The 19318-nt window shown below is 74.5% G+C and carries 23 protein-coding genes; 14 read left to right on the plus strand and 9 right to left on the minus strand.

Annotated elements, in window-relative coordinates:
* The first annotated feature begins 45 nt into the window (after positions 1–45).
* From ACFWIC_RS09360 to ACFWIC_RS09380, 5 genes are all read left to right on the plus strand, one after another.
* Positions 46–795 carry a beta-phosphoglucomutase family hydrolase gene (locus ACFWIC_RS09360; protein WP_329878602.1) on the plus strand — a complete coding sequence of 250 codons (750 nt, stop codon included), beginning with the start codon at positions 46–48 and terminating at the stop codon, positions 793–795.
* Positions 792–3203, plus strand: a complete 2412-nt coding sequence (locus ACFWIC_RS09365; protein WP_355403739.1) for a glycosyl hydrolase family 65 protein — start codon at positions 792–794, stop codon at positions 3201–3203. Before ACFWIC_RS09360 ends, ACFWIC_RS09365 begins: the two co-directional genes overlap by 4 nt.
* 148 nt (positions 3204–3351) lie before the next feature.
* Positions 3352–5064 carry a pyruvate dehydrogenase gene (locus ACFWIC_RS09370; RefSeq protein WP_380356545.1) on the plus strand — a complete coding sequence of 571 codons (1713 nt, stop codon included), beginning with the start codon at positions 3352–3354 and terminating at the stop codon, positions 5062–5064.
* 152 nt (positions 5065–5216) lie between these two features.
* On the plus strand, positions 5217–5855 hold the full coding sequence (locus ACFWIC_RS09375) for an XRE family transcriptional regulator (protein WP_329878596.1): 639 nt from the start codon (positions 5217–5219) through the stop codon (positions 5853–5855).
* 40 nt (positions 5856–5895) lie between these two features.
* A complete protein-coding gene (locus ACFWIC_RS09380; protein ID WP_329947870.1) occupies positions 5896–6081 on the plus strand; it encodes a DUF6126 family protein in 186 nt (61 codons plus the stop codon).
* A 12-nt stretch (positions 6082–6093) separates the two neighbouring features.
* Here ACFWIC_RS09380 and ACFWIC_RS09385 read toward each other — a convergent pair whose 3' ends face one another.
* The 3 genes from ACFWIC_RS09385 to ACFWIC_RS09395 all read right to left on the minus strand — a co-directional run bounded on the left by ACFWIC_RS09385 (position 6094) and on the right by ACFWIC_RS09395 (position 8544).
* Positions 6094–6678 (minus strand): NAD(P)-binding domain-containing protein, encoded by a 585-nt coding sequence (locus ACFWIC_RS09385; protein WP_329947871.1) that lies wholly within the window; start codon positions 6676–6678, stop codon positions 6094–6096.
* Positions 6679–6822: 144 nt separating this feature from the next.
* Positions 6823–8355 carry a PLP-dependent aminotransferase family protein gene (locus ACFWIC_RS09390; protein ID WP_329947872.1) on the minus strand — a complete coding sequence of 511 codons (1533 nt, stop codon included), beginning with the start codon at positions 8353–8355 and terminating at the stop codon, positions 6823–6825.
* Between the two features lie 24 nt (positions 8356–8379).
* Positions 8380–8544 (minus strand): hypothetical protein, encoded by a 165-nt coding sequence (locus tag ACFWIC_RS09395; RefSeq protein WP_355403751.1) that lies wholly within the window; start codon positions 8542–8544, stop codon positions 8380–8382.
* Here ACFWIC_RS09395 and ACFWIC_RS09400 point away from each other — a divergent pair.
* The gene (locus tag ACFWIC_RS09400; RefSeq protein WP_380517264.1) at positions 8528–9418 is read left to right on the plus strand and encodes a hypothetical protein; all 891 of its coding nucleotides are present in this window, start codon (positions 8528–8530) and stop codon (positions 9416–9418) included. The genes ACFWIC_RS09395 and ACFWIC_RS09400 overlap by 17 nt on opposite strands.
* A gap of 17 nt (positions 9419–9435) precedes the next feature.
* On the opposite strand, the gene ACFWIC_RS09405 is transcribed toward ACFWIC_RS09400, so the two are convergent.
* Positions 9436–9906, minus strand: coding sequence for a carboxymuconolactone decarboxylase family protein (locus ACFWIC_RS09405; RefSeq protein WP_329947874.1), 471 nt, complete (start codon positions 9904–9906; stop codon positions 9436–9438).
* A gap of 98 nt (positions 9907–10004) precedes the next feature.
* Here ACFWIC_RS09405 and ACFWIC_RS09410 point away from each other — a divergent pair, with 98 nt between their 5' ends.
* Positions 10005–10895: a sigma-70 family RNA polymerase sigma factor gene (locus tag ACFWIC_RS09410; RefSeq protein WP_329947875.1), complete on the plus strand. Its 891-nt coding sequence runs from the start codon at positions 10005–10007 to the stop codon at positions 10893–10895.
* Between the two features lie 116 nt (positions 10896–11011).
* Here ACFWIC_RS09410 and ACFWIC_RS09415 read toward each other — a convergent pair whose 3' ends face one another.
* Together ACFWIC_RS09415 and ACFWIC_RS09420 are read right to left on the minus strand one after the other, a co-directional pair.
* A complete protein-coding gene (locus ACFWIC_RS09415) occupies positions 11012–11218 on the minus strand; it encodes a DUF397 domain-containing protein (RefSeq protein ID WP_355403758.1) in 207 nt (68 codons plus the stop codon).
* The gene (locus ACFWIC_RS09420) at positions 11205–12167 is read right to left on the minus strand and encodes a helix-turn-helix domain-containing protein (RefSeq protein ID WP_380517267.1); all 963 of its coding nucleotides are present in this window, start codon (positions 12165–12167) and stop codon (positions 11205–11207) included. The genes ACFWIC_RS09415 and ACFWIC_RS09420 overlap by 14 nt, the downstream gene beginning before the upstream one ends.
* Here ACFWIC_RS09420 and ACFWIC_RS09425 point away from each other — a divergent pair.
* From ACFWIC_RS09425 to ACFWIC_RS09435, 3 genes are read left to right on the plus strand one after another with little or no spacing between them, the layout of a single operon-like run.
* Positions 12166–12525, plus strand: coding sequence for a hypothetical protein (locus ACFWIC_RS09425; protein ID WP_380517270.1), 360 nt, complete (start codon positions 12166–12168; stop codon positions 12523–12525). The genes ACFWIC_RS09420 and ACFWIC_RS09425 overlap by 2 nt on opposite strands.
* Positions 12526–12547: 22 nt before the next feature.
* Positions 12548–12754 (plus strand): hypothetical protein, encoded by a 207-nt coding sequence (locus tag ACFWIC_RS09430; protein ID WP_329878577.1) that lies wholly within the window; start codon positions 12548–12550, stop codon positions 12752–12754.
* Positions 12751–12966: a hypothetical protein gene (locus tag ACFWIC_RS09435; protein WP_329878575.1), complete on the plus strand. Its 216-nt coding sequence runs from the start codon at positions 12751–12753 to the stop codon at positions 12964–12966. Before ACFWIC_RS09430 ends, ACFWIC_RS09435 begins: the two co-directional genes overlap by 4 nt.
* A 105-nt stretch (positions 12967–13071) precedes the next feature.
* Here the strand turns inward: ACFWIC_RS09435 and cpt are convergent, their stop codons facing one another.
* Positions 13072–13602, minus strand: a complete 531-nt coding sequence (gene cpt, locus ACFWIC_RS09440) for a chloramphenicol phosphotransferase CPT (RefSeq protein ID WP_380517332.1) — start codon at positions 13600–13602, stop codon at positions 13072–13074.
* A gap of 326 nt (positions 13603–13928) precedes the next feature.
* Between cpt and ACFWIC_RS09445 the strand changes: the two genes are divergently transcribed.
* Positions 13929–15749: a protein kinase gene (locus ACFWIC_RS09445; RefSeq protein ID WP_380517273.1), complete on the plus strand. Its 1821-nt coding sequence runs from the start codon at positions 13929–13931 to the stop codon at positions 15747–15749.
* Between the two features lie 130 nt (positions 15750–15879).
* Positions 15880–16398, plus strand: coding sequence for a hypothetical protein (locus ACFWIC_RS09450; protein WP_380517276.1), 519 nt, complete (start codon positions 15880–15882; stop codon positions 16396–16398).
* Positions 16399–16469: 71 nt separating this feature from the next.
* Here ACFWIC_RS09450 and ACFWIC_RS09455 read toward each other — a convergent pair whose 3' ends face one another.
* Complete coding sequence (locus ACFWIC_RS09455) at positions 16470–17273, minus strand: NRDE family protein (protein WP_380517279.1); 804 nt, start codon at positions 17271–17273, stop codon at positions 16470–16472.
* A gap of 360 nt (positions 17274–17633) precedes the next feature.
* Here ACFWIC_RS09455 and ACFWIC_RS09460 point away from each other — a divergent pair, with 360 nt between their 5' ends.
* Entirely contained in the window at positions 17634–18116 is a 483-nt protein-coding gene (locus ACFWIC_RS09460) for a carboxymuconolactone decarboxylase family protein (RefSeq protein WP_380517282.1), read from the plus strand.
* A gap of 11 nt (positions 18117–18127) precedes the next feature.
* Positions 18128–18946 (plus strand): isocitrate lyase/phosphoenolpyruvate mutase family protein, encoded by an 819-nt coding sequence (locus ACFWIC_RS09465; protein ID WP_380517285.1) that lies wholly within the window; start codon positions 18128–18130, stop codon positions 18944–18946.
* Positions 18947–19043: 97 nt separating this feature from the next.
* Here the strand turns inward: ACFWIC_RS09465 and ACFWIC_RS09470 are convergent, their stop codons facing one another.
* Complete coding sequence (locus ACFWIC_RS09470; protein WP_329878564.1) at positions 19044–19310, minus strand: hypothetical protein; 267 nt, start codon at positions 19308–19310, stop codon at positions 19044–19046.
* Between the last annotated feature and the right edge of the window lie 8 nt (positions 19311–19318).

A 19318-nucleotide genomic window follows, 5' to 3' on the forward strand; every position in this document is an offset into this window, starting at 1 on the left:
CGGGAATGGGCGGCTAGGTTCGCGTTCGCGGGTAAGACTGCACCCATGCTGGGGCTACCGGACGACATCCGCGCTTTCCTTTTCGACCTCGACGGGGTGCTCACCCAGACCGCCACGGTGCACGCCGCGGCCTGGAAGGACACCTTCGACGCCCTCCTGCGCGCCGAAGCGGCCCGCACCGGCGGGCCGTTCGTTCCCTTCGACGCCGTCGCCGACTACGACGCCCACGTGGACGGCCGGCCGAGACTCGACGGCACCCGGGCGTTCCTGCACAGCCGGGGCATCGACCTGCCCGAGGGCACCGACGCCGACCCGCCCGGGGCCCGCACGGTGCACGGCGTCAGCCGCGCCAAGAACGACACCGTGCTGCGGATGATCCGCGAGCAGGGCGTCCGCCCGTACGACGGCTCGGTCGCGTACGTGCGCCGGCTGCGCGCCCTCGGCCTGCCCACCGCGGTCGTCTCGTCGAGCGCCAACTGCCGGGACGTGCTGCGCGCCGCCGGCATCGAGGCGTTCTTCGACGTCGTCGTGGACGGCGTCGTCGCCAAGCGGGAGGGACTGCCGGGCAAGCCCGCGCCGGACACCTACCTGGCCGCCGCCCGGTCGTTGGGCGTGGAGCCCGCGCACGCCGCCGTCTTCGAGGACGCGCTGGCCGGGGTCGCCTCCGGCCGGGCCGGCGGCTTTGGCGCGGTCGTCGGGGTGGACCGCGCCGGCCAGGCCGACGAACTGCGCCGCGACGGCGCCACCGTGGTGGTCCGGGACCTCGCCGAACTGATCCCCGAGGAGACGGCATGACCGGCCAGGAGCAGCCCTTCGTCGTCGACCCGTGGCAGATCGCCGAGCAGGGCCTCGACCTGGCCGCCATGGCCCGCGCCGAGTCCGTCTTCGCCCTCTCCAACGGCCACATCGGCCTGCGGGCGAACCTGGACGAGGGCGAGCCGCACGGCCTGCCCGGCACCTACCTGAACGGCGTCTTCGAGCTGCGCCCGCTGCCGTACGGGGAGGGCGGCTACGGCTACCCGGAGTCCAGCCAGAGCGTCATCAACGTGACCAACGGCAAGATCATCCGCCTGCTGGTGGACGACGAGCCGTTCGACCTCAGGTACGGCGAACTGCTCAGCCACCGGCGGTGGCTGGACTTCCGGGAGGGGCTGCTGCGGCGCTCCGCCGAGTGGACCTCCCCGGCCGGGCGGACCATCAGGGTCGAGTCCACCCGGCTGGTCTCGCTCACCCAGCGGGCCATCGCCGCCGTCGAGTACACCGTCGAGGCGGTGGACGGCCCGGTGCGGATCGTGCTCCAGTCCGAGCTGGTCGCCAACGAGCAGCTGCCCGGCGGTGCCGACGGCGACCCGCGGGCCGCCGCCGTCCTGGAGGCGCCGCTGCTCGCCGAGGTGAGCCACGCGGGCGGCACGAAGGCCGTGCTGGTGCACCGCACCCGGTACAGCGGCATCCGGGTCGCGGCCGGGATGGACCACGTCATCGAGGGCCCGGACCGGCTGGACACGGTGGCCGAGTCCGAGGACGACCACTGCCGGATCAGCGTCACCACCGTGCTCCGGCCCGGGGAGCGGCTGCGACTGGTGAAGTTCATGTCCTACGGCTGGTCGGCGACCCGTTCGCAGCCGGCCGTCCGGGACCAGGTGGAGGCCGCGCTGACCGCCGCCCGGTACACCGGCTGGGACGGCCTGGTCGCCGAACAGGCCCGGTTCCTGGAGGAGTTCTGGGACACCAGCGACATCGAGATCGAGGGTGACGTCGAACTCCAGCAGGCCGTGCGGTTCGCCGTCTTCCACGTCCTCCAGGCCGGTGCCCGGAGCGAGGAACGGGCCATCCCCGCCAAGGGGCTGACCGGACCGGGCTACGACGGGCACAGCTTCTGGGACACCGAGACCTTCGTCCTCCCGGTCCTCACCTACTGCCTGCCGTCCGCCGTCAACCAGGCGCTGCGCTGGCGGCACACCACGCTGCCGCTGGCCCGCGAGCGGGCGGCGCAACTCGGCCTGGCCGGCGCGGTGTTCCCGTGGCGGACGATCCGCGGTGAGGAGTGCTCGGGCTACTGGCCGGCCGGCACCGCCGCCTTCCACATCGGCGCGGACATCGCGGCCGCCGTCGCCCGGTACGCCCGGGCCACCGGGGACGTCGAGTTCGAGCGCGAGTACGGGCTGGAGCTGCTGGTCGAGACGGCCCGGATGTGGCGCTCGCTCGGCCACCACGACGCGGCCGGCAACTTCCGCATCGAGGGCGTCACCGGGCCGGACGAGTACAGCGCCGTCGCCGACAACAACGTCTTCACCAACCTGATGGCGCAGACCAACCTGCGCGCCGCCGCCGAGGCCGCCGCCCGGCACCCGCGCGAGGCCTCCGCGCTCGGCGTCGACACCGAGGAGACCGCCGCCTGGCGGGACGCCGCCGCCGCGATGTTCGTCCCGTACGACGAGAACCTCGGCGTCCACCCGCAGGCCGACGGCTTCACCGACCACCAGCTCTGGGACTTCGAGAACACCCCGGCCGAGAACTACCCGCTGCTGCTGCACTACCCGTACTTCGACCTGTACCGGAAGCAGGTGGTCAAGCAGGCCGACCTGGTGCTCGCCATGCAGGTCCGCGGCGACGCCTTCACCGACGAGCAGAAGGCCCGCAACTTCGCCTACTACGAGCGGCTGACCGTCCGCGACTCCTCGCTCTCCGCCTGCACCCAGGCGGTGATCGCCTCCGAGGTCGGCCAGCTCGACCTCGCGTACGACTACACCGCCGAAGCCGCCCTGATGGACCTGCACGACCTCGGCGGCAACACCCGGGACGGCCTGCACATGGCCTCGCTGGCCGGGGCGTGCGTCGCCCTGGTGGCGGGCTTCGGCGGTCTGCGCGACCACGGCGAGACGCTCTCCTTCCGGCCGCGGCTGCCCAGCGGGCTGATGCGGCTCAGCTTCTCCCTGCTGGTCCGCGGCCAGCTGCTGGGCGTCCGGATCGGCCACGACGAGACCACCTACACGCTGCGCCGCGGCGAGGTGATCCACCTGCGGCACGACGGCGAGGCCGTCCAGGTGAAGGCCGGTGAGCCGGTCTCGCTGCCGACCACCGCCCCGCCCGCCCAGGAGCGGTGCAGCCAGCCGCCCGGCCGGGAACCGGCCCGCCGCCAGCCGCAGGCGGGCGTGGCGGGCGGGCGGGTCGGCGCGGCGGCGGACCACCTCGCGGCGGAGTAGGAGGACGCGAAGGGCCCGCCCCGGCCCTCCGTTCACCCGTACGGGCCCGCTCCGGCTGCGGGGCGGGCCCGTAGGCCGGACGGTGGCGGTGTCGTGCGGCAACCGTCGGCCGGTGGAGGAGAGCCCCGTGGTGAGTGTGGCCGAGCAGATGGTGGAGGTGCTCCGGCAGGCCGGGGTGGAGCGGGTCTACGGGGTGGTCGGCGACAGCCTCAACCCGGTGGTGGACGCGATCCGCCGAGCCGAGGGCATCAGCTGGGTGCACGTGCGCAACGAGGAGGCCGGCGCCTTCGCGGCCGCCGCCGAGGCCGAGCTGAGCGGGCGCCTGGCGGTCTGCGCGGGCTCCTGCGGGCCCGGCAACACCCACCTCATCCAGGGCCTCTACGACGCCCAGCGCAGCGGCCTGCCGGTGCTCGCGCTGGCCTCGCACATCCCGTCCGCGCAGATCGGCACCGGCTTCTTCCAGGAGACCCACCCCGATCGCGTGTTCACCGACTGCAGCAGCTGGTGCGAGACGGTCTCCACGCCCGCGCAGCTGCCCCGGCTGCTGCGGATCGCGATCCAGCACGCGCTGGGCGCGCGCGGTGTCTCCGTCCTGGCCTTCCCCGGCGACGTGGCCGCGCTGCCCGCCGCCGGACCGACCGGCACCGGCAGCTTCCTGACCGAGCAGGCCGTCGCCGCCCCGCCCTGGTCCCAGGTGCAGGCCCTGGCCCAGGCGCTCAACGCCGCCCGCCGGGTGGCCCTCTTCTGCGGCGCGGGCGTACGCGGCGCGCACGCCGAGGTGATGGCGGTCGCGGACGCCCTGCACGCGCCGGTCGGACACTCCCTGCGCGGCAAGGAGTGGATCCAGTACGACAATCCGTACGACGTCGGTATGAGCGGTCTGCTCGGCTACGGTGCCTGCCACGAGGCGCTCCACTCGGCCGACCTCGTCGTCCTCCTCGGCACCGACTTCCCGTACGACTCCTTCCTGCCGCAGGCCCACACCGTCCAGGTGGACCACGACGCCACCCGGCTCGGCCGCCGCACCCCGCTGGAACTGGCCGTGCACGGCGACGTCCCGTCCACCCTGCGGGCCGTGCTGCCGCTGCTGGAGCAGAAGACCGACCGGGCGTTCCTGGACGCCATGCTGGACAAGCACTGCCGCGCCCTGGAGGGCGTGATCGGCGCCTACACCCGGGACATCGGGAAGCACCTGCCGATCCACCCCGAGTACGTGGCCTCGGTCCTGGACGAGGTGGCCGCCGACGACGCGGTGTTCACCGTCGACACCGGCATGAACAACGTCTGGGCCGCCCGCTACCTGCAGCCCAACGGGCGCCGCCGGGTGATCGGCTCCTTCCTGCACGGCTCGATGGCCAACGCGCTGCCGCACGCGATCGGCGCCCAACTGGCCTGTCCCGGGCGGCAGGTGGTGGCGATGGCCGGTGACGGCGGGATCGGGATGCTGCTGGGCGAGCTGCTCACGGTCGCCAAGCACCGGCTGCCGGTGAAGACGGTGGTGTTCAACAACGGCGCGCTCGGCATGATCAAGCTGGAGATGCTGGTCTCCGGCTACCCCGAGTCGGAGATCGACAACGGCGACGTCGACTACGCCGGCATCGCCCGGGCGATGGGCATCCCGGCCAAGCGGGTCACCGAACCGGCCCGGGTCCGCGAGGTGCTGGAGGAGGCGCTGGAGCGGCCCGGTCCGGCACTGGTGGACGTGGTGACCGATCCGAACGCGCTCTCCATCCCGCCGCACATCACCGCCGCCCAGCTGAAGGGCTTCGCGCTGGCGGCCGGCCGGACGGTGCTCTCGGGCGGGGTGGGGCGGATGATCGACCTGGCCCGGTCCAACCTGCGGAACATCCCCAGGCCGTAGGGCGCGCCGCGGCCCCCGGGGGAGTCGGGGGAGGCCGGAGGTGCCGGGGCCGCCGCCGGGAGGGTCGGCCGTCCGGGCGCGGGCACGCGGAGCCGTCTTGCCTCTGAGGCAAGTTCCTTGCCCCTGCGGCATGTGAGGTGTCCACTGGACACATGAGCACCAGCCCAGCCGGTCCGCCCGCCGACCCCGGCGACCAGTTCGACGACCACGACGTGGCCGGCCTCGCCGCGAGGCTGCGCGAGCACCGGCTCGGCAGCCGCCTCACGCTGGAGGTCGCCGCCGCCCGGGTCGGGCTCTCCCAAGCGTACTTGTCCCGACTGGAGACCGGGCGCCGGCAGCCCTCGCTGCCCGTCCTGCTCGGCCTCGCCCGCGCCTACGGCACCTCCGTCTCCGGCCTGCTCGGCGAGAGCCTCGTCGAACCGGACCCGGTGGTGCGCGGCGGCGCCATCGAACCCGGACGGGCCGGCGGCTGGGGCTACCGACGGGCCGGCGCCCCCGGCCGCGCGATGCAGGCGCTGCGCGTGCACGTCCCCCCGGGGGTCCAGGACACGGTGGTCCGCGTCCACCCCGGCGAGGAATGGCTCTACGTCCTCCAGGGCCGGCTCAGGCTGACCCTCGGCGACCGCGTCCACCTGCTGGCCGAGGGCGACTCCGCCCACTTCGACTCGCTCACCCCGCACTGCATCGCCGCCGACTCGGCGGCCGGGGTCGAGCTGCTCTTCATGCACACCCTGCTACAGAGCCCCGGCGGCGAACTCTGCCTCGGCGGCGGCCCTGCCCCGCACCACTGACCCGACGTCGGAACATCGGAATACTCGGAGGAGATCTCCCATGGCTGATCCCGCCACCCCCGCCCCGGCCGCCGCGCCCGCCCCGGCCTCGGCCCCGAAGACCATCGACGCGGGCAAGTGGGCCAACCGCCGCGTCGGCATCCGGCTGGTGATCTACACGGTCGCCACCCACGCCTTCGCCGGTTTCATCCTGCTCCTCTTCGAGCTCGGCAACCGGAACAAGTAGCACCGGCGCCGGTCACTCGGTGATCACCCGCCACCCCAGGTGGCGCCTGCCGCTCACCGCGGTGAGCCGGACCAGCAGGCGCAGCGCGGCGTCGAGGTCGGCGTACGACTCCGGCCCCAGGTAGGCCGGGCGCAGGCCGGCCGCGCCGATCAGCCGCTCGACCGCGGCCCGGTCCGCCTCGTCGGCGGAGAACAGCAGGTCGGCGGCGGCCCCGTCGGGGTCCGGCCGGCCGAACAGCTCCACCCCGGCGCTGTTGAACGCCCGGGCGTACCGGGCCCCCGGCGCGTGCCGGGCCACGGCCCCGGCGTTGTGCAGGACGCCGTCCGGCCGCCCGGCCCGGTTGGTGGCGTCGACGACCAGCAGGCCGTCCAGGGCCGCGCCGTGCTCGGCGAGCAGCCCGTCCACGGCCGTGCCGGTGACGGCCAGGACGACGGTGTCGGCGCCCGCCAGCGCGTCGCCGATCCCCACCGCCTCCACCGGCCCGTCCGGGGCGGCGGCCGGGTCCCGGGTGCCGAGGGCGACGTCGAGCCCGGCGGTGTGGAAGGCCAGGGCCAGGCCGCGGCCGACCTTGCCGGCTCCGATGACGGCGATGCGCATGGCGGTTCCCCCTCGGGACGTGGACGGCTTCCGGAGTGAACTCCCTTGGGCGGCACGGGTATTCCTGATCCGGGGCCCCGTGCTGTCGCCCCTGTCCGTGCTGCCGCCCCCCGCTCGCACTGCGGCACCGCCGCCTCGGTGCCGCTAGCCGCCCGCTTCGGCCAGCAGCGCGCAGAGCGCGTCCAGGGCGGCCGGGAAGGCGTGCTCGGGCGGGGTGCCGTAGCCGACCACCAGGGCGGGCGGGGCGTCCGGGGCGAGCGACGGGTCGAGGAGGTGCGGGCCGAGACCGGAGACGACCAGGCCCGCCGCCCGCGCACGGGCGACCAGTTCCGCCTCCGGGCCCGCGCCGGGCGGCAGTTGCAGGACGGCGTGCAGCCCGGCGGCGATCCCGGTGACCCGGACGTGCGGGGCCCGCTCGGCGAGCGCCGCGACCAGACGGTCCCGGCGGCGCCGGTAGTGAAGCCGGGAGCGGCGGACGTGCCGGTCGTACCGGCCGGAGGTGATCAGCTCGGCGAGGGTCAGCTGGTCGATCACCGGGGACATGGTGTCCGCCAGCCGCTTGAACCGGGCGACCGGTTCGACCAGCGCGTCGGGCAGCGCCAGCCAGGCCAGCCGCAGGCCCGGGGCCAGGCTCTTGGCGGCCGTCCCCCCGTAGACCACGCGGTCCGGGTCGAGCGCCTGCATGGCGCCGAGCGGCTGCCGGTCGTACCGGAACTCGCCGTCGTAGTCGTCCTCGATCACGTAGCCGTCGTGCTCGCGCGCCCAGCGGACCGCCGCCGACCGGCGGTCGGCGGCCAGGGCCACGCCGGTCGGGAACTGGTGCGCGGGGGCGAGCAGCACGGCGCCGGCCGCCGGGGCGCCCGGCCCGGTCAGCAGGTCGGTGCGCGCGCCGTACCCGTCCATCGGCAGCGGTACGAGGGCGAGCCCGGCCGCCCGCAGGACGTCCCGCTGCGGCGGCAGTCCGTACGCCTCGACGGCCACGGCGCGGGCGCCGCGGGCGGCGCGGGAACCGCCGTCCTCGCCACGACGGAGCCGCTCGCGCAGGGCTGCGGCGAGCAGACCGAGGCCCTGGCTGAACCCGGCGCAGATCAGCAGGCGTTCCGGGTCGGTGCGCACCCCGCGGACCCGGGCCAGGTAGTCGGTGAGCGCCCGCCGCAGCTCGATCCGGCCCAGCGGGGAGCCGTAGTCGAACACGTCGTGCGGTGCGGTGGCCAGCGCCCGCCGGGCGGCGGCCAGCCATGCGGTGCGCGGGAACAGCGAGAGGTCCGGCCGGCCGGGCAGCAGGTCGTGCCGCCCGGTGGGCCGGATCCCCGGCGGCAGGGTCGCGGGGCGCTCGGCGGGGCGCGGCGTGGCGCGTTCGGCCACCGTGGTGCCGGACCCCTGCCGCGAACTGAGCCACCCCTCGGCGGTGAGCTGCCCGTACGCCTCCACGACGGTGTTCCGGGCGATCCCGAGGTCCTCGCCGAGCGCCCGGGAGGACGGCAGCCGGGTACCGGGCGCCAGCCGTCCGTCCTGCACGGCCTCGCGCAGCGCGTCCTCCAGGGCCGCCCGCAGCCCGGTCCCGGCGGCCCGCCGCCCGGTGAGGTCGAGGTGCAGATCGCCGCCGAAGGCGGTCCAGGAAGCGGCCCGGGGAGAGGGGCGGCGGGCGGTCCGGGAGGGCGGTCGGCGGGCGGTCATGTCCGGATTATCGCGGCACTCCCGTCACCCCGGGATCTCCGATACATTGCGCCCGACCGGGACGACCACGGTGGGGGTGGCGAACATGGCGCGGCGGTACGGCAGTTCGGGCGACGGCCCGAGAGGCGGCGGGCGGCGGTCCGGTGGCGGGGGCTGCCTGAACGCCTTCTTCATGCTGATCTTCTTCACGGTGCTGGGCTACCTGCTCGCCCTGCCCGTCCTGATACCCGCCGTCATGAAGGGCCAGACGCCGCCGCTGCACGCCACCCCGGCCCAGGTGGCGATCCTGGCCGGCATCTCCTACGCGGTCGCCCTGCTGCTGGACTGGCAGGCCGGTCGCCGCCGCCGGGTCGAACCCTGGGTGGTCCCGGTCCGGGCGGCCGCCCTCACCGGACTCGCCGCGCTGGTCGCCCACCTGGTCGGCGCGTACCTCGCCCCGCAGGTCTTCGGGGTGCGGGACCAGGCCGGGGCCAACGCCTCGGCCCTCCAGTGCGTCGTGGTCGGCGCGATCGCCTGGGCCTGGCGGCTCCGCGTCCGGTCCTGGGCCGGCGGCCCGCCGGAGCGGTCCTGGAACCCGCCGCGCCGCACCGACTCCCGGACCAGGACCGTCGCCCGCCCGGCCGCCGGGGAGGTGTGGGTGGCGATGGTGCCGTTCCGCGACCGGGCGGAGGCGGCCCGGCACTACTGCGTGATCCTCCAGGCCCAGCAGGGGTACGCGGAGGTCCTGCAGATCACCAGCAAGGACAAGGACCACCGCGACGACTACATCCGGATGGAGAACGAGGGCTGGGACCGCACCGGCAAGCCGTCCTGGGTCGAGGTCGGGATGGTGCCGCGCCGGGTGCCCTACGAGAGCTTCCTCTCCGACCACCCGCAGGGGCCCTGCCCGCCGCGGATCTGGCGTGAGATCCAGCGCCGTCAGTCCGCCCTCGGCCCCGGCCGTCCGCCCCGGCAGCGCCCGGTCGGCGGTTCCTCCGGCGGCCCGTCGGGCGGTCCGGCCGGTGGCTCCTCGGGCCCCGGCCGGCGCCGCCCGCCGAACGCGGGGCGCGGGCGCCAGTCCTGAGCCGGGCCGCCGCCCGCTCAGTTCCAGGTCGCACCGGCCGGCTCCTGGATCGTCGCGTTGATCCGGTTGAAGAAGTTGGTCAGCCCGATCATCAGGATGATCGCGGAGAGCTGCTCCTCGCCGAAGTGGTCCGCCGCCGCGTCCCAGACGTCGTCCGGCACGGCCTGCCCGGAGCGGTCGGCGATCCGGGTCGCGGCCTCGGTCAGCGCCAGGGCCGCGCGCTCCTCGTCGGTGAAGTACGGCGCCTCCCGCCAGGCGGCGACGGCGTGCAGCCGCTCGTCCGTCTCGCCGGCCTTCTTGGCCCCGGTGACGCCCGCGACGACGCAGGCGCTGCACCCGTTGATCTGGCTGGCCCGCAGGTGGACCAGCTCCATGGTCCGGTGGGGCACGCCGCCCTGGTACATCGCCTTGTAGATGTTCTGGATGCCCTTCATGGCGTCCGGCAGGACCATGGCGGGGTTCTTCATCCGGGCGGTGTGGGTGGTCATCTGATGGTCCTCCAGCTCAGGGGGCCCGGCGCGGGCGTCGCGCGGACCGGTTAACGTCCGTCGAAGCACTGACGGATCCCGACGCGAGGATGTGACAGGTGAACGGGGAAGATTTTCCGGCCGCGCGGTTCGAGGAGCACCGACCCCATCTGCGGGCCGTGGCCTACCGGATGCTCGGCTCGCTCAGCGAGGCCGAGGACGCGGTGCAGGAGGCCTGGTTCAAGCTGGAGCGGGCCGACACGAGCGCGGTCACCAACCTGGGCGGCTGGCTGACCACGGTGGTCGGCCGGGTCTGCCTGGACCTGCTGCGCTCGCGGGCCGCCCGGCGCGAGGACCCGATGCAGGACCGGGACGGCCGGGAGGTCCGGCTGCCCGACCCGGTCATCGGCGGGGCGCAGGCCGTCGACCCGGAGCACGAGATCCTGATGGCCGACTCGGTCGGCATCGCGCTGATGATCGTGCTGGAGACGCTCTCCCCTGCGGAGCGGCTCGCGTTCGTGCTGCACGACCTGTTCTCGGTGCCCTTCGACGAGATCGCGCCCGTCCTCGGCCGCACCGCCGCCTCCACCCGCCAGCTCGCCAGCCGTGCCCGCCGCCGCGTCCAGGGCGCCGCGCCCGCGCCGGACGCCGACCTGGCCCTGCGGCGCGAGGTCGTGGCGGCCTTCCTGGCCGCGGCTCGCGGCGGGGACTTCGACGCGCTGCTCGCGATCCTCGACCCCGAGGTGGTCGCCCGCAACGACGGCGGTGTCCTGCGGCCCGGCCTGGTCCGGCGCGGCGCGACCGAGGTGGCGTCCGGGGCGAGCGTGTTCGCGGCCCGGTTCGCGGGGGAGACCCGGCTGGTGCTGGTCAACGGCGAGCCCGCCGTCGCCGTGTTCGCCGACGGACGCCCTGTCTCGCTCGCGGCGTTCACCGTCCGCGGCGGCAAGGTCGTCGCGATGGACATCTTCACCGACCCGGAGCGCCTGGAGCGGCTCGGCCTGTCGGCCTGACGGGTGCCGCCCGGCGGGAGCCCTCCCGCCGGGCGGCCGGCCGCTCCGGAACGCCGCCACCACCGCACCGAGCGCGCCCGCCGCCCGGAGGCACCCCGGACGGCCGGCCCGACCGGTCAGACGTCGCCGAACTCCCCGCCCCGGGCGGCGGTGACGAAGGCCTGCCAGGCGGCCGGGCTGAAGGTGAGGTCCGGCCCGTCGGGGTCCTTGGAGTCCCGGACCCGCCCCGGAGCAGCGTCGTCCACCTCAACACAGGTGCCGTTGTTGCCGCCGCTGTGACTACTCTTCCGCCAGCGGGCCAACTGCTGATCAGTCTCGCGCATTTTCGTGTTCCTCCGCCGCCGACAGGAGCAGGGCCAGGGACGCCTCCGGCGACAACGCGGCGGCCCGTGCCAGATCGTAGGACTCCTGGCAGCGGGCGAACAACTGGTAATCGTCGATCAGTTGACCTGCGTGTGGACCTTCGATATAAGCGAGCGGCGGCGCGTCGAGAAAGGTCATCAGCGACAGAATTCCCTCAAGTAGCGCATGGGCCCGGTCGAAGGGAGCGATCTGCACGATGACCCGGCGCCGTTTGATCAGTTCTGCGACGTGGTGGAGCTGCGCAGCCATGATCTTTTGGCTGCCGATCGTTCGGCGGATCACCGCCTCGTCCAGGATGTACCACAGCTTGGGGCCGTCGGGGTCGGCCACGAGGTTGGTTCGTTCCATCCGGGCGGCGATCCGGTTGTTCAGCTCGTCCTCTGTCAGCAAGGGTTGAGCGCTCAGAAAGATCGCCCTCGCGTACTCGGGCGTCTGCAGCAGGCCCGGTACCACCAGTGCCGCGAACTCGCCGATCGTGACGGCCTGGCTCTCGAACTCGGCCGCTTCCTTGAAGTAATCGGCGAAACGCGAGAATTCGAGCAGGTCGTGCAGTCGCTCCAACACGCCGCCTGTTGAGAGTGCCTCGTCGATCCGGAGTGACAGGTCGATCTGCGGAACTCTGACGGCCGTCTCCAATAGTCCGATATAAGCACCGGAGACAAAGGTCATGGCCCCCAACTTCTCCTGGGACATCCTCGGGGTGGCGGATTCACGCAGCCTCTTCAGCTCGGATCCGTAGAACTCCCTCGGAGACTTCCCCGGTGGCAGGATCTTCTCCTTTGCCATCGAGCCCCCTTCGCCAACAAACCACAGGTAGCCGCATTCCTGCTTCCCAGCGTAGTCGTCGCCCTGTTTCCTGGAGAGGAAATCGAAGAATTCACCGAAAGGCTCGAATCCCATGGCCTCCATGCTCAGAAGGATCACCGCCGAGGACCGCTCGGAGGCGGCCGAAGCCCTCGGTGACCTCACGGCGACCTTCGCCGCCGCCGGGACGGCCCTGCCCTCCACCGGCATCGACTGGAACTGCGCCTCCGTCACCGGCGTGGTCCTCATCGACCTCGGGGCCGCGCCGACCTCCGTCGTGCTCAAGCTCGTCGACGTGATCCGCGACGGTGTCCGGGCCCGCCGCGAGCAGGGCGAGCGGCACCCCTGGCGGCCCTCGGCCGGCCGGCCCGTCACCCTCGGTGCGGTCGGCGGCACCCCGCTCGCCGCCGAAGTCGTCGTCTCCACGGGCCGGTTGGTGACCGTCCGCCTCGCCGCCCAGTGATCCCGGAAGCGACCCGCACCCCATGAACACCGAACCCTCCCCCGTGCCCGGCCAACTCGTCCTCGACCGCCGCACCCGCCGTACCGGCGTCTACATGGACACCATCGGCGGCCGTCTCTACCTCCGCCCGGTCGGCGGGGGCGTCGAGTGGACCGCCCGGCCCGAGCACGTCGGCCTCCCCGCGCCCACCGACCCGGCACCGTCGGCCGCGAGGCCGCTTCCCGGATGAGCCGCCCGCCCCGCATGCTGCTGATCGCCGCCTCGGCCGCCTCCGTGGCGGCCGGCACGGTGCTCGCCGTACTCGCCAGCCACCCCGTCCGCCGCCACGGTCCCGGCGCGGCCAACCTGTTCTTCCTCCTCGTCCTCTGCGCAGGCACCCTCCTCGTCAACTCCACCCTCGGCCGTGCGATCGAGCGCCACTGGGCCACCCGCCGACGCTGACCCTCCCCGCACGGGACTTCGGCCCCTCCGACCTCCTGTGCAGGGCGCCTTCCGGCCCGGCTCGTTCGCCCGCTGCGTCACCGCGTCGGACAGCAGGGCCTTCGGTCACTCCACGCGTGCGGCGATGGTCCGTGCGCACTCCATCGACTCGGCCCGGGTGGTGTCCACCTCCAGGTCGTAGGTCACGCCCTGATGGACCACCTCCGCCTGGGACACGGCCATGCCGATGGTCCGATCGCCCCGTGCGACCTCCCGCCCCGCGGCGACCGCGCCGTCACACCGGACGCCGACCCACAGCACCCGCAACCCGCTCAGGGCCGTCCGCCACCGCTGCTGCGAGTCCGCTCCGCCGAGGAAGACCTCGTCGACGACGACCCGGGCACCCGCGCGGGCCATGGCGGCGATCCCCTCGATCCAGGCCGCTTCCAGCGTCCGGAACCCCGGCCCGACGATCACGGCCCCGTCCGGAGCGAACTCGATCCCGCCGTCCGCCGTCTGCATCGACATCGGCATCGCCTCGACCAGCGTGTCCGTCCCGAGGGCCAGCCACGGGTCCGGCAGGACTGCCTGGAGACACCTGATGATCCCGGACTTCCCCGAGCTGGAACCACCGTTGAGAACGATCACCTGAGTCATCACCGCGCCACCGTAGAGGCGCCGGCGCCGTGCCCGAAACGGATTTCCGCGCCCCCTGGGGCCGTGTCGCCGCCCCTGGGTCCGCCCGGCGGCAGGCGGCACGGCGGGATGCCGCAACGGGCGGACCTGGACGCGAGGTTGAGCCCGCCGCTCCGCCGCCGGGGGGATCCGTGGCTGCGGGCCGGACGAGTCGGGTCGCGGCGGGCTCCGTCGCTGCTCAACCCCCTTGTGGCGACGGGGCGGGAGGCTCGACAGTGGGTGCGAGGGGGCGTGGCAGACTGTTCGCCTGCCGACGCGTTCGGTCGCGTCCGACGGAGGGGCTGGGGATGAGTGGTCGGGGGACCGTGCTCGGGGGGCGCTACACGCTGACCGCGCGGATAGGCGGCGGCGGGATGGGGTCCGTCTGGCAGGCCGACGACGCGGTGCTGGGGCGGCAGGTCGCGGTGAAGATCCTCCACGCGGCGCTGCTGGAGGACGGCACCTTCGCCCGGCGCTTCCGCCGTGAGGCCCAGCTGCTCGCCGCCCTGAGCCACCCCGGCGTCGTGGACGTGCACGACTACGGCGAGGAAGGCCCCGACGAGGACGGCGAGCGCGCCGCCTACATCGTCATGGAGCTGATCGACGGCCGTCCGCTGGACAAGGTGCTCGCCGAGGACGGGGTGCTCCCGCCGGACCGCGCGCTCGGTCTGCTGGCCGCCGCGCTGGACGCCCTGCACGCCGCGCACCGGCGGGACATCGTGCACCGCGACGTGAAGCCGTCCAACCTGATGGTCCGGGACGACGACCGGGTGACGGTCACCGACTTCGGCATCGCCCGCGCCACCGCCGGGACCAGGCTCACGGCCTCGCACGCGGTGATCGGCACCGCCCTCTACATGGCTCCCGAGCAGGCCGAGGGCAAGGAGATCACACCCGCTGCGGACCTCTACGCGGTCGGCGTGGTCTGCTTCGAACTGCTCACCGGCAGGCCGCCGTTCACGGGCGAGAGCGTGCTGGAGGTGGCGCTCAAGCACCTGCGCGAGCCGGTGCCGGCGCTGCCGGAGTCGATACCGGCGGCGGTGCGGGCGATCGTCACGACGGCGCTGGCCAAGCAACCGGGGGACCGTTTCGCCGACGCGGCGGCCATGGCGGAGGCCGCCCGCGCGGCGGTGGCTCCGGGGGCGGTCGCGTCGCCGGTCACGCCCCCGGCCGTACCCGCCGCGCCCCCCGCCGCGGCCCCCGCCGTGCCCCCCGCCGTGGTCGACGAGGTCGTGTCCCGCGCGGCCACCGAACCCGTTCCCCGCAGCCGGCGGCGCGGCTTCCTGGTGCCGATCGTGCTCCCGCTGGTGATCTCGGTGGGGACGGCCACCGTGTTGCTCATCGACAAGGCGCCGTTCACCTCGGAGGCGCAGACGCCGGGCTCCGCCCCGCCGGTGGCGGTGACCGTCACCGCGACCGTCCCGGCCGCGCCGCTGCCCGCCACCGTGCAGCCCACCGCGGCGCCGTCCGGCACCCCGTCGGGGACGGAGACGGCGCTGCCGCCCGCCACCGGCCCGTCGAAGTCCGCCACCGGGCCCGCCCGGACCACCGCGCCGCAGCAGCCGCCCGCCGCCACCGCGCCGGGCGGCACGGGGCCCGCCGCACCGCCCCTGCCGTCGGCCGTCACCGCTCCGCCCGTGCCCTCGGGCGCCACCGCCGCGCCCCCGGCTCTTCCGCGGCCGTCGGCCCCCGCCGCCTCCCCGTCGGCCCAGCCTCCGGCCGCCGTCCCCGCCGGATGCGGCGGCACCAACTGGGGCTACCTCACCAATGTCGGGGACGGCCTGCGCGTCGGTCTCTCCCAGGACAGCCTGGCGGGCGGCCAGGCCGTGGTGATGGGAGGCGCGAGCGCCTACGGCTGGGTGCACACCGTGCCGAGCAGCTGGCACCAGTTCAACCCGTGCAAGCTGAGCGCCCCGCCGCTCGTGCAGGACATGGACGGCAAGGTGGTCCTCTCCAACGGCTTCAGCTTCATGACCAACTGGACGGTCACCCCCGCGACCACCTCCGGCGCCTTCTACCTGAAGGACTACATGGGCCAGAACTGCCTGACCGACAACGGCGCCGGTGCGCAGCTCACCATGACGGTCTGCACCCCGGGCAACAAGTCCCAGGAGTTCCGCGTCCCCTGATACCTCTCCAAGCCCCTTGAAGGGTGCTCGTGCTTATTAAGGGGCGTTAGTGGCTGGACGCCGGTGCTGACGACATGCCATGATCAGGCATGTCGCCGCACGGAGCGGCAGTAGCAAGGGGAGGAACGTCATGACCCAGGAGAACCCGGCGTACGTGTCGGTGCCGGTGCCGGCCCATCTCGTGCCGGCCGTCTACGCCTTCATCGCCGAGCGCAGCGGGGCGACCGCGGCCCCGGCCGCAGCCCCGACCGCAGCCCCGGCCGGCGGGACGGGGCCCACGTCGAGGGACCCCCAGGGCGAGCACCAGCGGCGCCGCGACGAGTGGGCCGTGGAAGACCTCCGCGCCCTGATCAGCGACCGTCGCGACTCCGTTCAGGTGGTCGTCGCGATCCTCGACATCCTCGCGGAGCAGCCGGGCGTGAAGGTGAGCTACGGGGCGCTGGTCGCCGCGCTCGGCCTCGACCGCACCCGGCTCCGCGGGTCGCTGTCGGGCTTCAGCCGGGTCCTGAAGGCCCACTACGAGCGGGAGTTCTGGCCGATGTGGTGGACGGAGATCGCGAGCGAGGACGAGGACCGCGCGACGGAGTACTGGTACTACGTCAGCGAGACCGTCGCGAAGCGCTGGCTCCAGGCCCGCGCCGAGGGGTGAGCGCCCGGTACAGCACGTGAACGCCGCTCGGCGCCGGTCGCCGGCTTTCCCTGCGGGGTGGAGGCAGACCGTCAGGCCGCCTCCACCCGGCGCCAGTCGCCGTCGCCCTCCACCGGTGCCGGGCCGAAGTCGTAGCGGACGCCCGCCGGGCCGAAGGCCAGCAGGGATATCGACGACGAGCCCCAGATCCGGCCGTCGCCGAACTCGCGGCGCTGGACCAGCGCAGCCGGGTCGTCCAGCGGCAGTCCGTCCCCGGCGACGATCGGCAGCCACGCGCCCCACGCCTCGCCGGTCGACACGGCGTCGGGGAGCGGCTCCGGGCGGGCGGCCGTCTCGAAGCGTGCGCGGAAGCGGGCGGCCCGGGCACCCATCAGCGAGCGGATCCGCTCGGAGGCGGTCCGGTTCTCCGCCATCCCCTCGGGGCCGTCGTTGAGCACGACGCTCAGGCCGGTGGGCAGGTCCAGTTCCGCGAGCCGGCTGCCGCTGCCGCCCCAGCTCAGGACGCGCACGCCGCCGGCCCGTGCCACCACCAGGTGGAAGGGGTCGTACCGGTCGAGGTCCAGCCGGTCGATCCGGCCGCCCCGGACGGCGAGCAGCGGCAGTTCGCCGCGCGACTGCCGGGCCTGCGCGGGGGCCAGGGTGCCGAAGCCGTTCAGCAGGCAGGCCGCGACGGCTTCACCGACCGCCCCGGCTTCCCCGCCCGCCCCGGCGGAGCCGACCGCCAGCCAGGTGCCGCCCGCGACGAGGTCGAGCCCGCCGACCGCGGAGGGCTGTGCGGGCCAGTGGCGGCCGGGCGGCGCCCACCGCCGGCCGGCGTACTCGTCCCGCACCGCCAGCACCAGCACCGGTACCGCCGACGACGGCTCGATGCTCACGAACGCCGTACACACGTCCTGTCCCCCTGACCTCGTCCGCACCGGGCGGCGCCGGGATCCCACCGGTACCGCCCCACCCTGCGATCCTCGCACGCCCGTTCGCGCCCGGAGGGGCGACCGGAGCCACACCGGAGGCGAGCGGAGGCGCACCGACGAGGCACGGGAGGGGCGCCCCGGGCGCACGGCCACGGCCACCGACCGGGCGTCCGGGGACTTCCGCCGGAAGCCCGGTCGTGCCAGACTCCGCGCACCACGGCCGCGGCGGGCCGGCCGGGGCCCGGCGCACCCCCGAAGTGGCCCACGATTCCCGGGCCCGAACGCACCAGTAGGGCAGGCCACCCGGCCCCTAGGCTGGCAGGCATGACGACGAACGAGACCTCGGCCGACACCCCCGTCCCCGCCCCCGAGCAGCGGATCTCCCTTCCCGACCTGGCGCCCGACTTCTACAGGGCGATGTTCGCGGTGGAGCGTGCCGCCCGGCAGGGCGTGGACCCGGTCCTCGCCGAGTTGGTCAAGGTGCACGCCTCGATGATCAACGGGTGTGCGTTCTGCATCGACATGCACTCCACCGAGGCCCTGAAGAACGGCGAGCGGGACCACCGCCTGCTCTCCCTCCCCGCCTGGCGCGAGACGCCGTGGTTCACCGCCCGGGAGCGGGCCGCGCTCGCGCTGACCGAGTCGGTCACGCTGCTCACCCAGGGCCACGTGCCGGACGCCGTGTACCAGGAGGCCGCCGCGCAGTTCGAGCCGGCCGAGCTGGCGCAGCTGATCGCACTGATCATCACCATCAACTCCTGGAACCGGATCGGTGTCACCTCCCGGCTCAGCCCGGCCGCGAAGTAGGGTTCCCGACCATGACGGCACAGCAGCAGGCCAAGGCCCGGATCCTCCGCGAACTCCACCGCCCCGGTGACCCGTTGGTGCTCGCCAACGTCTGGGACGCGGCGAGCGCCCGACTGGTGGCCGCCGCCGGGGCGCGCGCCGTGGCGACGGCCAGTGCGAGCGTCAGCTGGACGCTCGGCAGCGCGGACGGCGACGCCGCCGACCGGGACGAGGTGCTGGCCCAGACGGCGCTGATCGTCCGCGCGGTCGGCCTGCCGGTCACCGCCGACCTGGAGAGCGGGTTCGCGGAGACGGCCGCCGGGGTGGGCGGGACGGTCGCGGGGCTCCTCGCCACCGGGGCGGTGGGGGTGAACCTGGAGGACGGCCGGCGGCCCGTGGCCGAGGCGGCCGAGCGGATCGCGGCGGCCCGCGCGGCGGCGGTCGCGGCCGGCGTGGACCTCTTCGTCAACGGCCGGACCGACGTCTTCCTGCTCGGCCTCGGAGACCCGGAGGGGCGGTTCGACGAGGCGGTCGCCCGGCTGCGCGCGTACGTCGAGGCGGGCGCCGACGGGGTGTTCGTGCCCGGCGTGGCCGACCCGGAGGTGATCGCCGCGCTGGTGAAGGCCGTCCCGGCGCCGCTCAACGTGCTGGCCGGGCCGGGCTCGCCGTCCGTGCCGGAGCTGGCGCGGCTGGGGGTGGCCCGGGTCAGCCTGGGGCCGGGTCTGGCCCGGGCGGCGTACGCGGCGGTGCGCCGCGCCGCCGAGGAGGTGTACGCGGAGGGCACGTACACCGCGCTCGACGGCGGGCTGGGCTACCAGGAGTTGCAGGAGCTGAGCGCCCCCGCCGAGTGAGCCGGCCCAGGACCGGCCGGTGCGACCGTGCGGAACCGGTCCGTCGCACCGGCCGGCCGGTTCGGCGGACGGCCCGCGGGCCGTCCGCCGGCCGGTCTCACAGACCGTGGCCGATCTGGCCGCTGAGGCCGGGGTGGGTCATCTGGTTGGTGCCGATGGCCTCGACCTCGCCGGCGGCGTGGCCGACCAGCGGCAGGTCCTTCGCCTCGTGGAGGAGGAGGTCGGCGGGGGAGAGGGTGAGCCCGTTGGAGAGTCCGCCGAGGGCGTCCGGGGAGGCCGCGGTGGAGGTGGCGGCGGAGGCGGCCGGGACGGCGGCGGCGAGACCGGCCATGGTGAGGGCGGCCAGGGTGGCGAGTTTCTTCATGGAACCCC

It is taken from the genome of Kitasatospora sp. NPDC127035, from assembly GCF_042726075.1.
Taxonomy (GTDB): Bacteria; Actinomycetota; Actinomycetes; order Streptomycetales; family Streptomycetaceae; genus Kitasatospora.

Bases quoted from the DNA above. Each gene is read 5' to 3' on its own strand.
- ACFWIC_RS09385 (WP_329947871.1), bottom strand. From the start codon at position 6,678: ATGCGCATCGCCGTCATCGGAGCCGGCAAGGTCGGCCGCGGCCTGGCC.
- ACFWIC_RS09380 (WP_329947870.1), top strand. From the start codon at position 5,896: ATGGCTGATCCCGCCACCCCCGCCCCGGCCGCCGCGCCCGCCCCGGCC.
- ACFWIC_RS09445 (WP_380517273.1), top strand. From the start codon at position 13,929: ATGAGTGGTCGGGGGACCGTGCTCGGGGGGCGCTACACGCTGACCGCG.
- ACFWIC_RS09415 (WP_355403758.1), bottom strand. From the start codon at position 11,218: ATGCGCGAGACTGATCAGCAGTTGGCCCGCTGGCGGAAGAGTAGTCAC.
- ACFWIC_RS09460 (WP_380517282.1), top strand. From the start codon at position 17,634: ATGACGACGAACGAGACCTCGGCCGACACCCCCGTCCCCGCCCCCGAG.
- ACFWIC_RS09360 (WP_329878602.1), top strand. From the start codon at position 46: ATGCTGGGGCTACCGGACGACATCCGCGCTTTCCTTTTCGACCTCGAC.
- ACFWIC_RS09450 (WP_380517276.1), top strand. From the start codon at position 15,880: ATGACCCAGGAGAACCCGGCGTACGTGTCGGTGCCGGTGCCGGCCCAT.
- ACFWIC_RS09390 (WP_329947872.1), bottom strand. From the start codon at position 8,355: ATGACCGCCCGCCGACCGCCCTCCCGGACCGCCCGCCGCCCCTCTCCC.
- ACFWIC_RS09470 (WP_329878564.1), bottom strand. From the start codon at position 19,310: ATGAAGAAACTCGCCACCCTGGCCGCCCTCACCATGGCCGGTCTCGCC.
- ACFWIC_RS09375 (WP_329878596.1), top strand. From the start codon at position 5,217: ATGAGCACCAGCCCAGCCGGTCCGCCCGCCGACCCCGGCGACCAGTTC.
- ACFWIC_RS09435 (WP_329878575.1), top strand. From the start codon at position 12,751: ATGAGCCGCCCGCCCCGCATGCTGCTGATCGCCGCCTCGGCCGCCTCC.
- ACFWIC_RS09425 (WP_380517270.1), top strand. From the start codon at position 12,166: ATGCTCAGAAGGATCACCGCCGAGGACCGCTCGGAGGCGGCCGAAGCC.
- ACFWIC_RS09370 (WP_380356545.1), top strand. From the start codon at position 3,352: ATGGTGGAGGTGCTCCGGCAGGCCGGGGTGGAGCGGGTCTACGGGGTG.
- cpt (WP_380517332.1), bottom strand. From the start codon at position 13,602: ATGACTCAGGTGATCGTTCTCAACGGTGGTTCCAGCTCGGGGAAGTCC.
- ACFWIC_RS09465 (WP_380517285.1), top strand. From the start codon at position 18,128: ATGACGGCACAGCAGCAGGCCAAGGCCCGGATCCTCCGCGAACTCCAC.
- ACFWIC_RS09430 (WP_329878577.1), top strand. From the start codon at position 12,548: ATGAACACCGAACCCTCCCCCGTGCCCGGCCAACTCGTCCTCGACCGC.
- ACFWIC_RS09405 (WP_329947874.1), bottom strand. From the start codon at position 9,906: ATGACCACCCACACCGCCCGGATGAAGAACCCCGCCATGGTCCTGCCG.
- ACFWIC_RS09420 (WP_380517267.1), bottom strand. From the start codon at position 12,167: ATGGAGGCCATGGGATTCGAGCCTTTCGGTGAATTCTTCGATTTCCTC.
- ACFWIC_RS09365 (WP_355403739.1), top strand. From the start codon at position 792: ATGACCGGCCAGGAGCAGCCCTTCGTCGTCGACCCGTGGCAGATCGCC.
- ACFWIC_RS09400 (WP_380517264.1), top strand. From the start codon at position 8,528: ATGCTGATCTTCTTCACGGTGCTGGGCTACCTGCTCGCCCTGCCCGTC.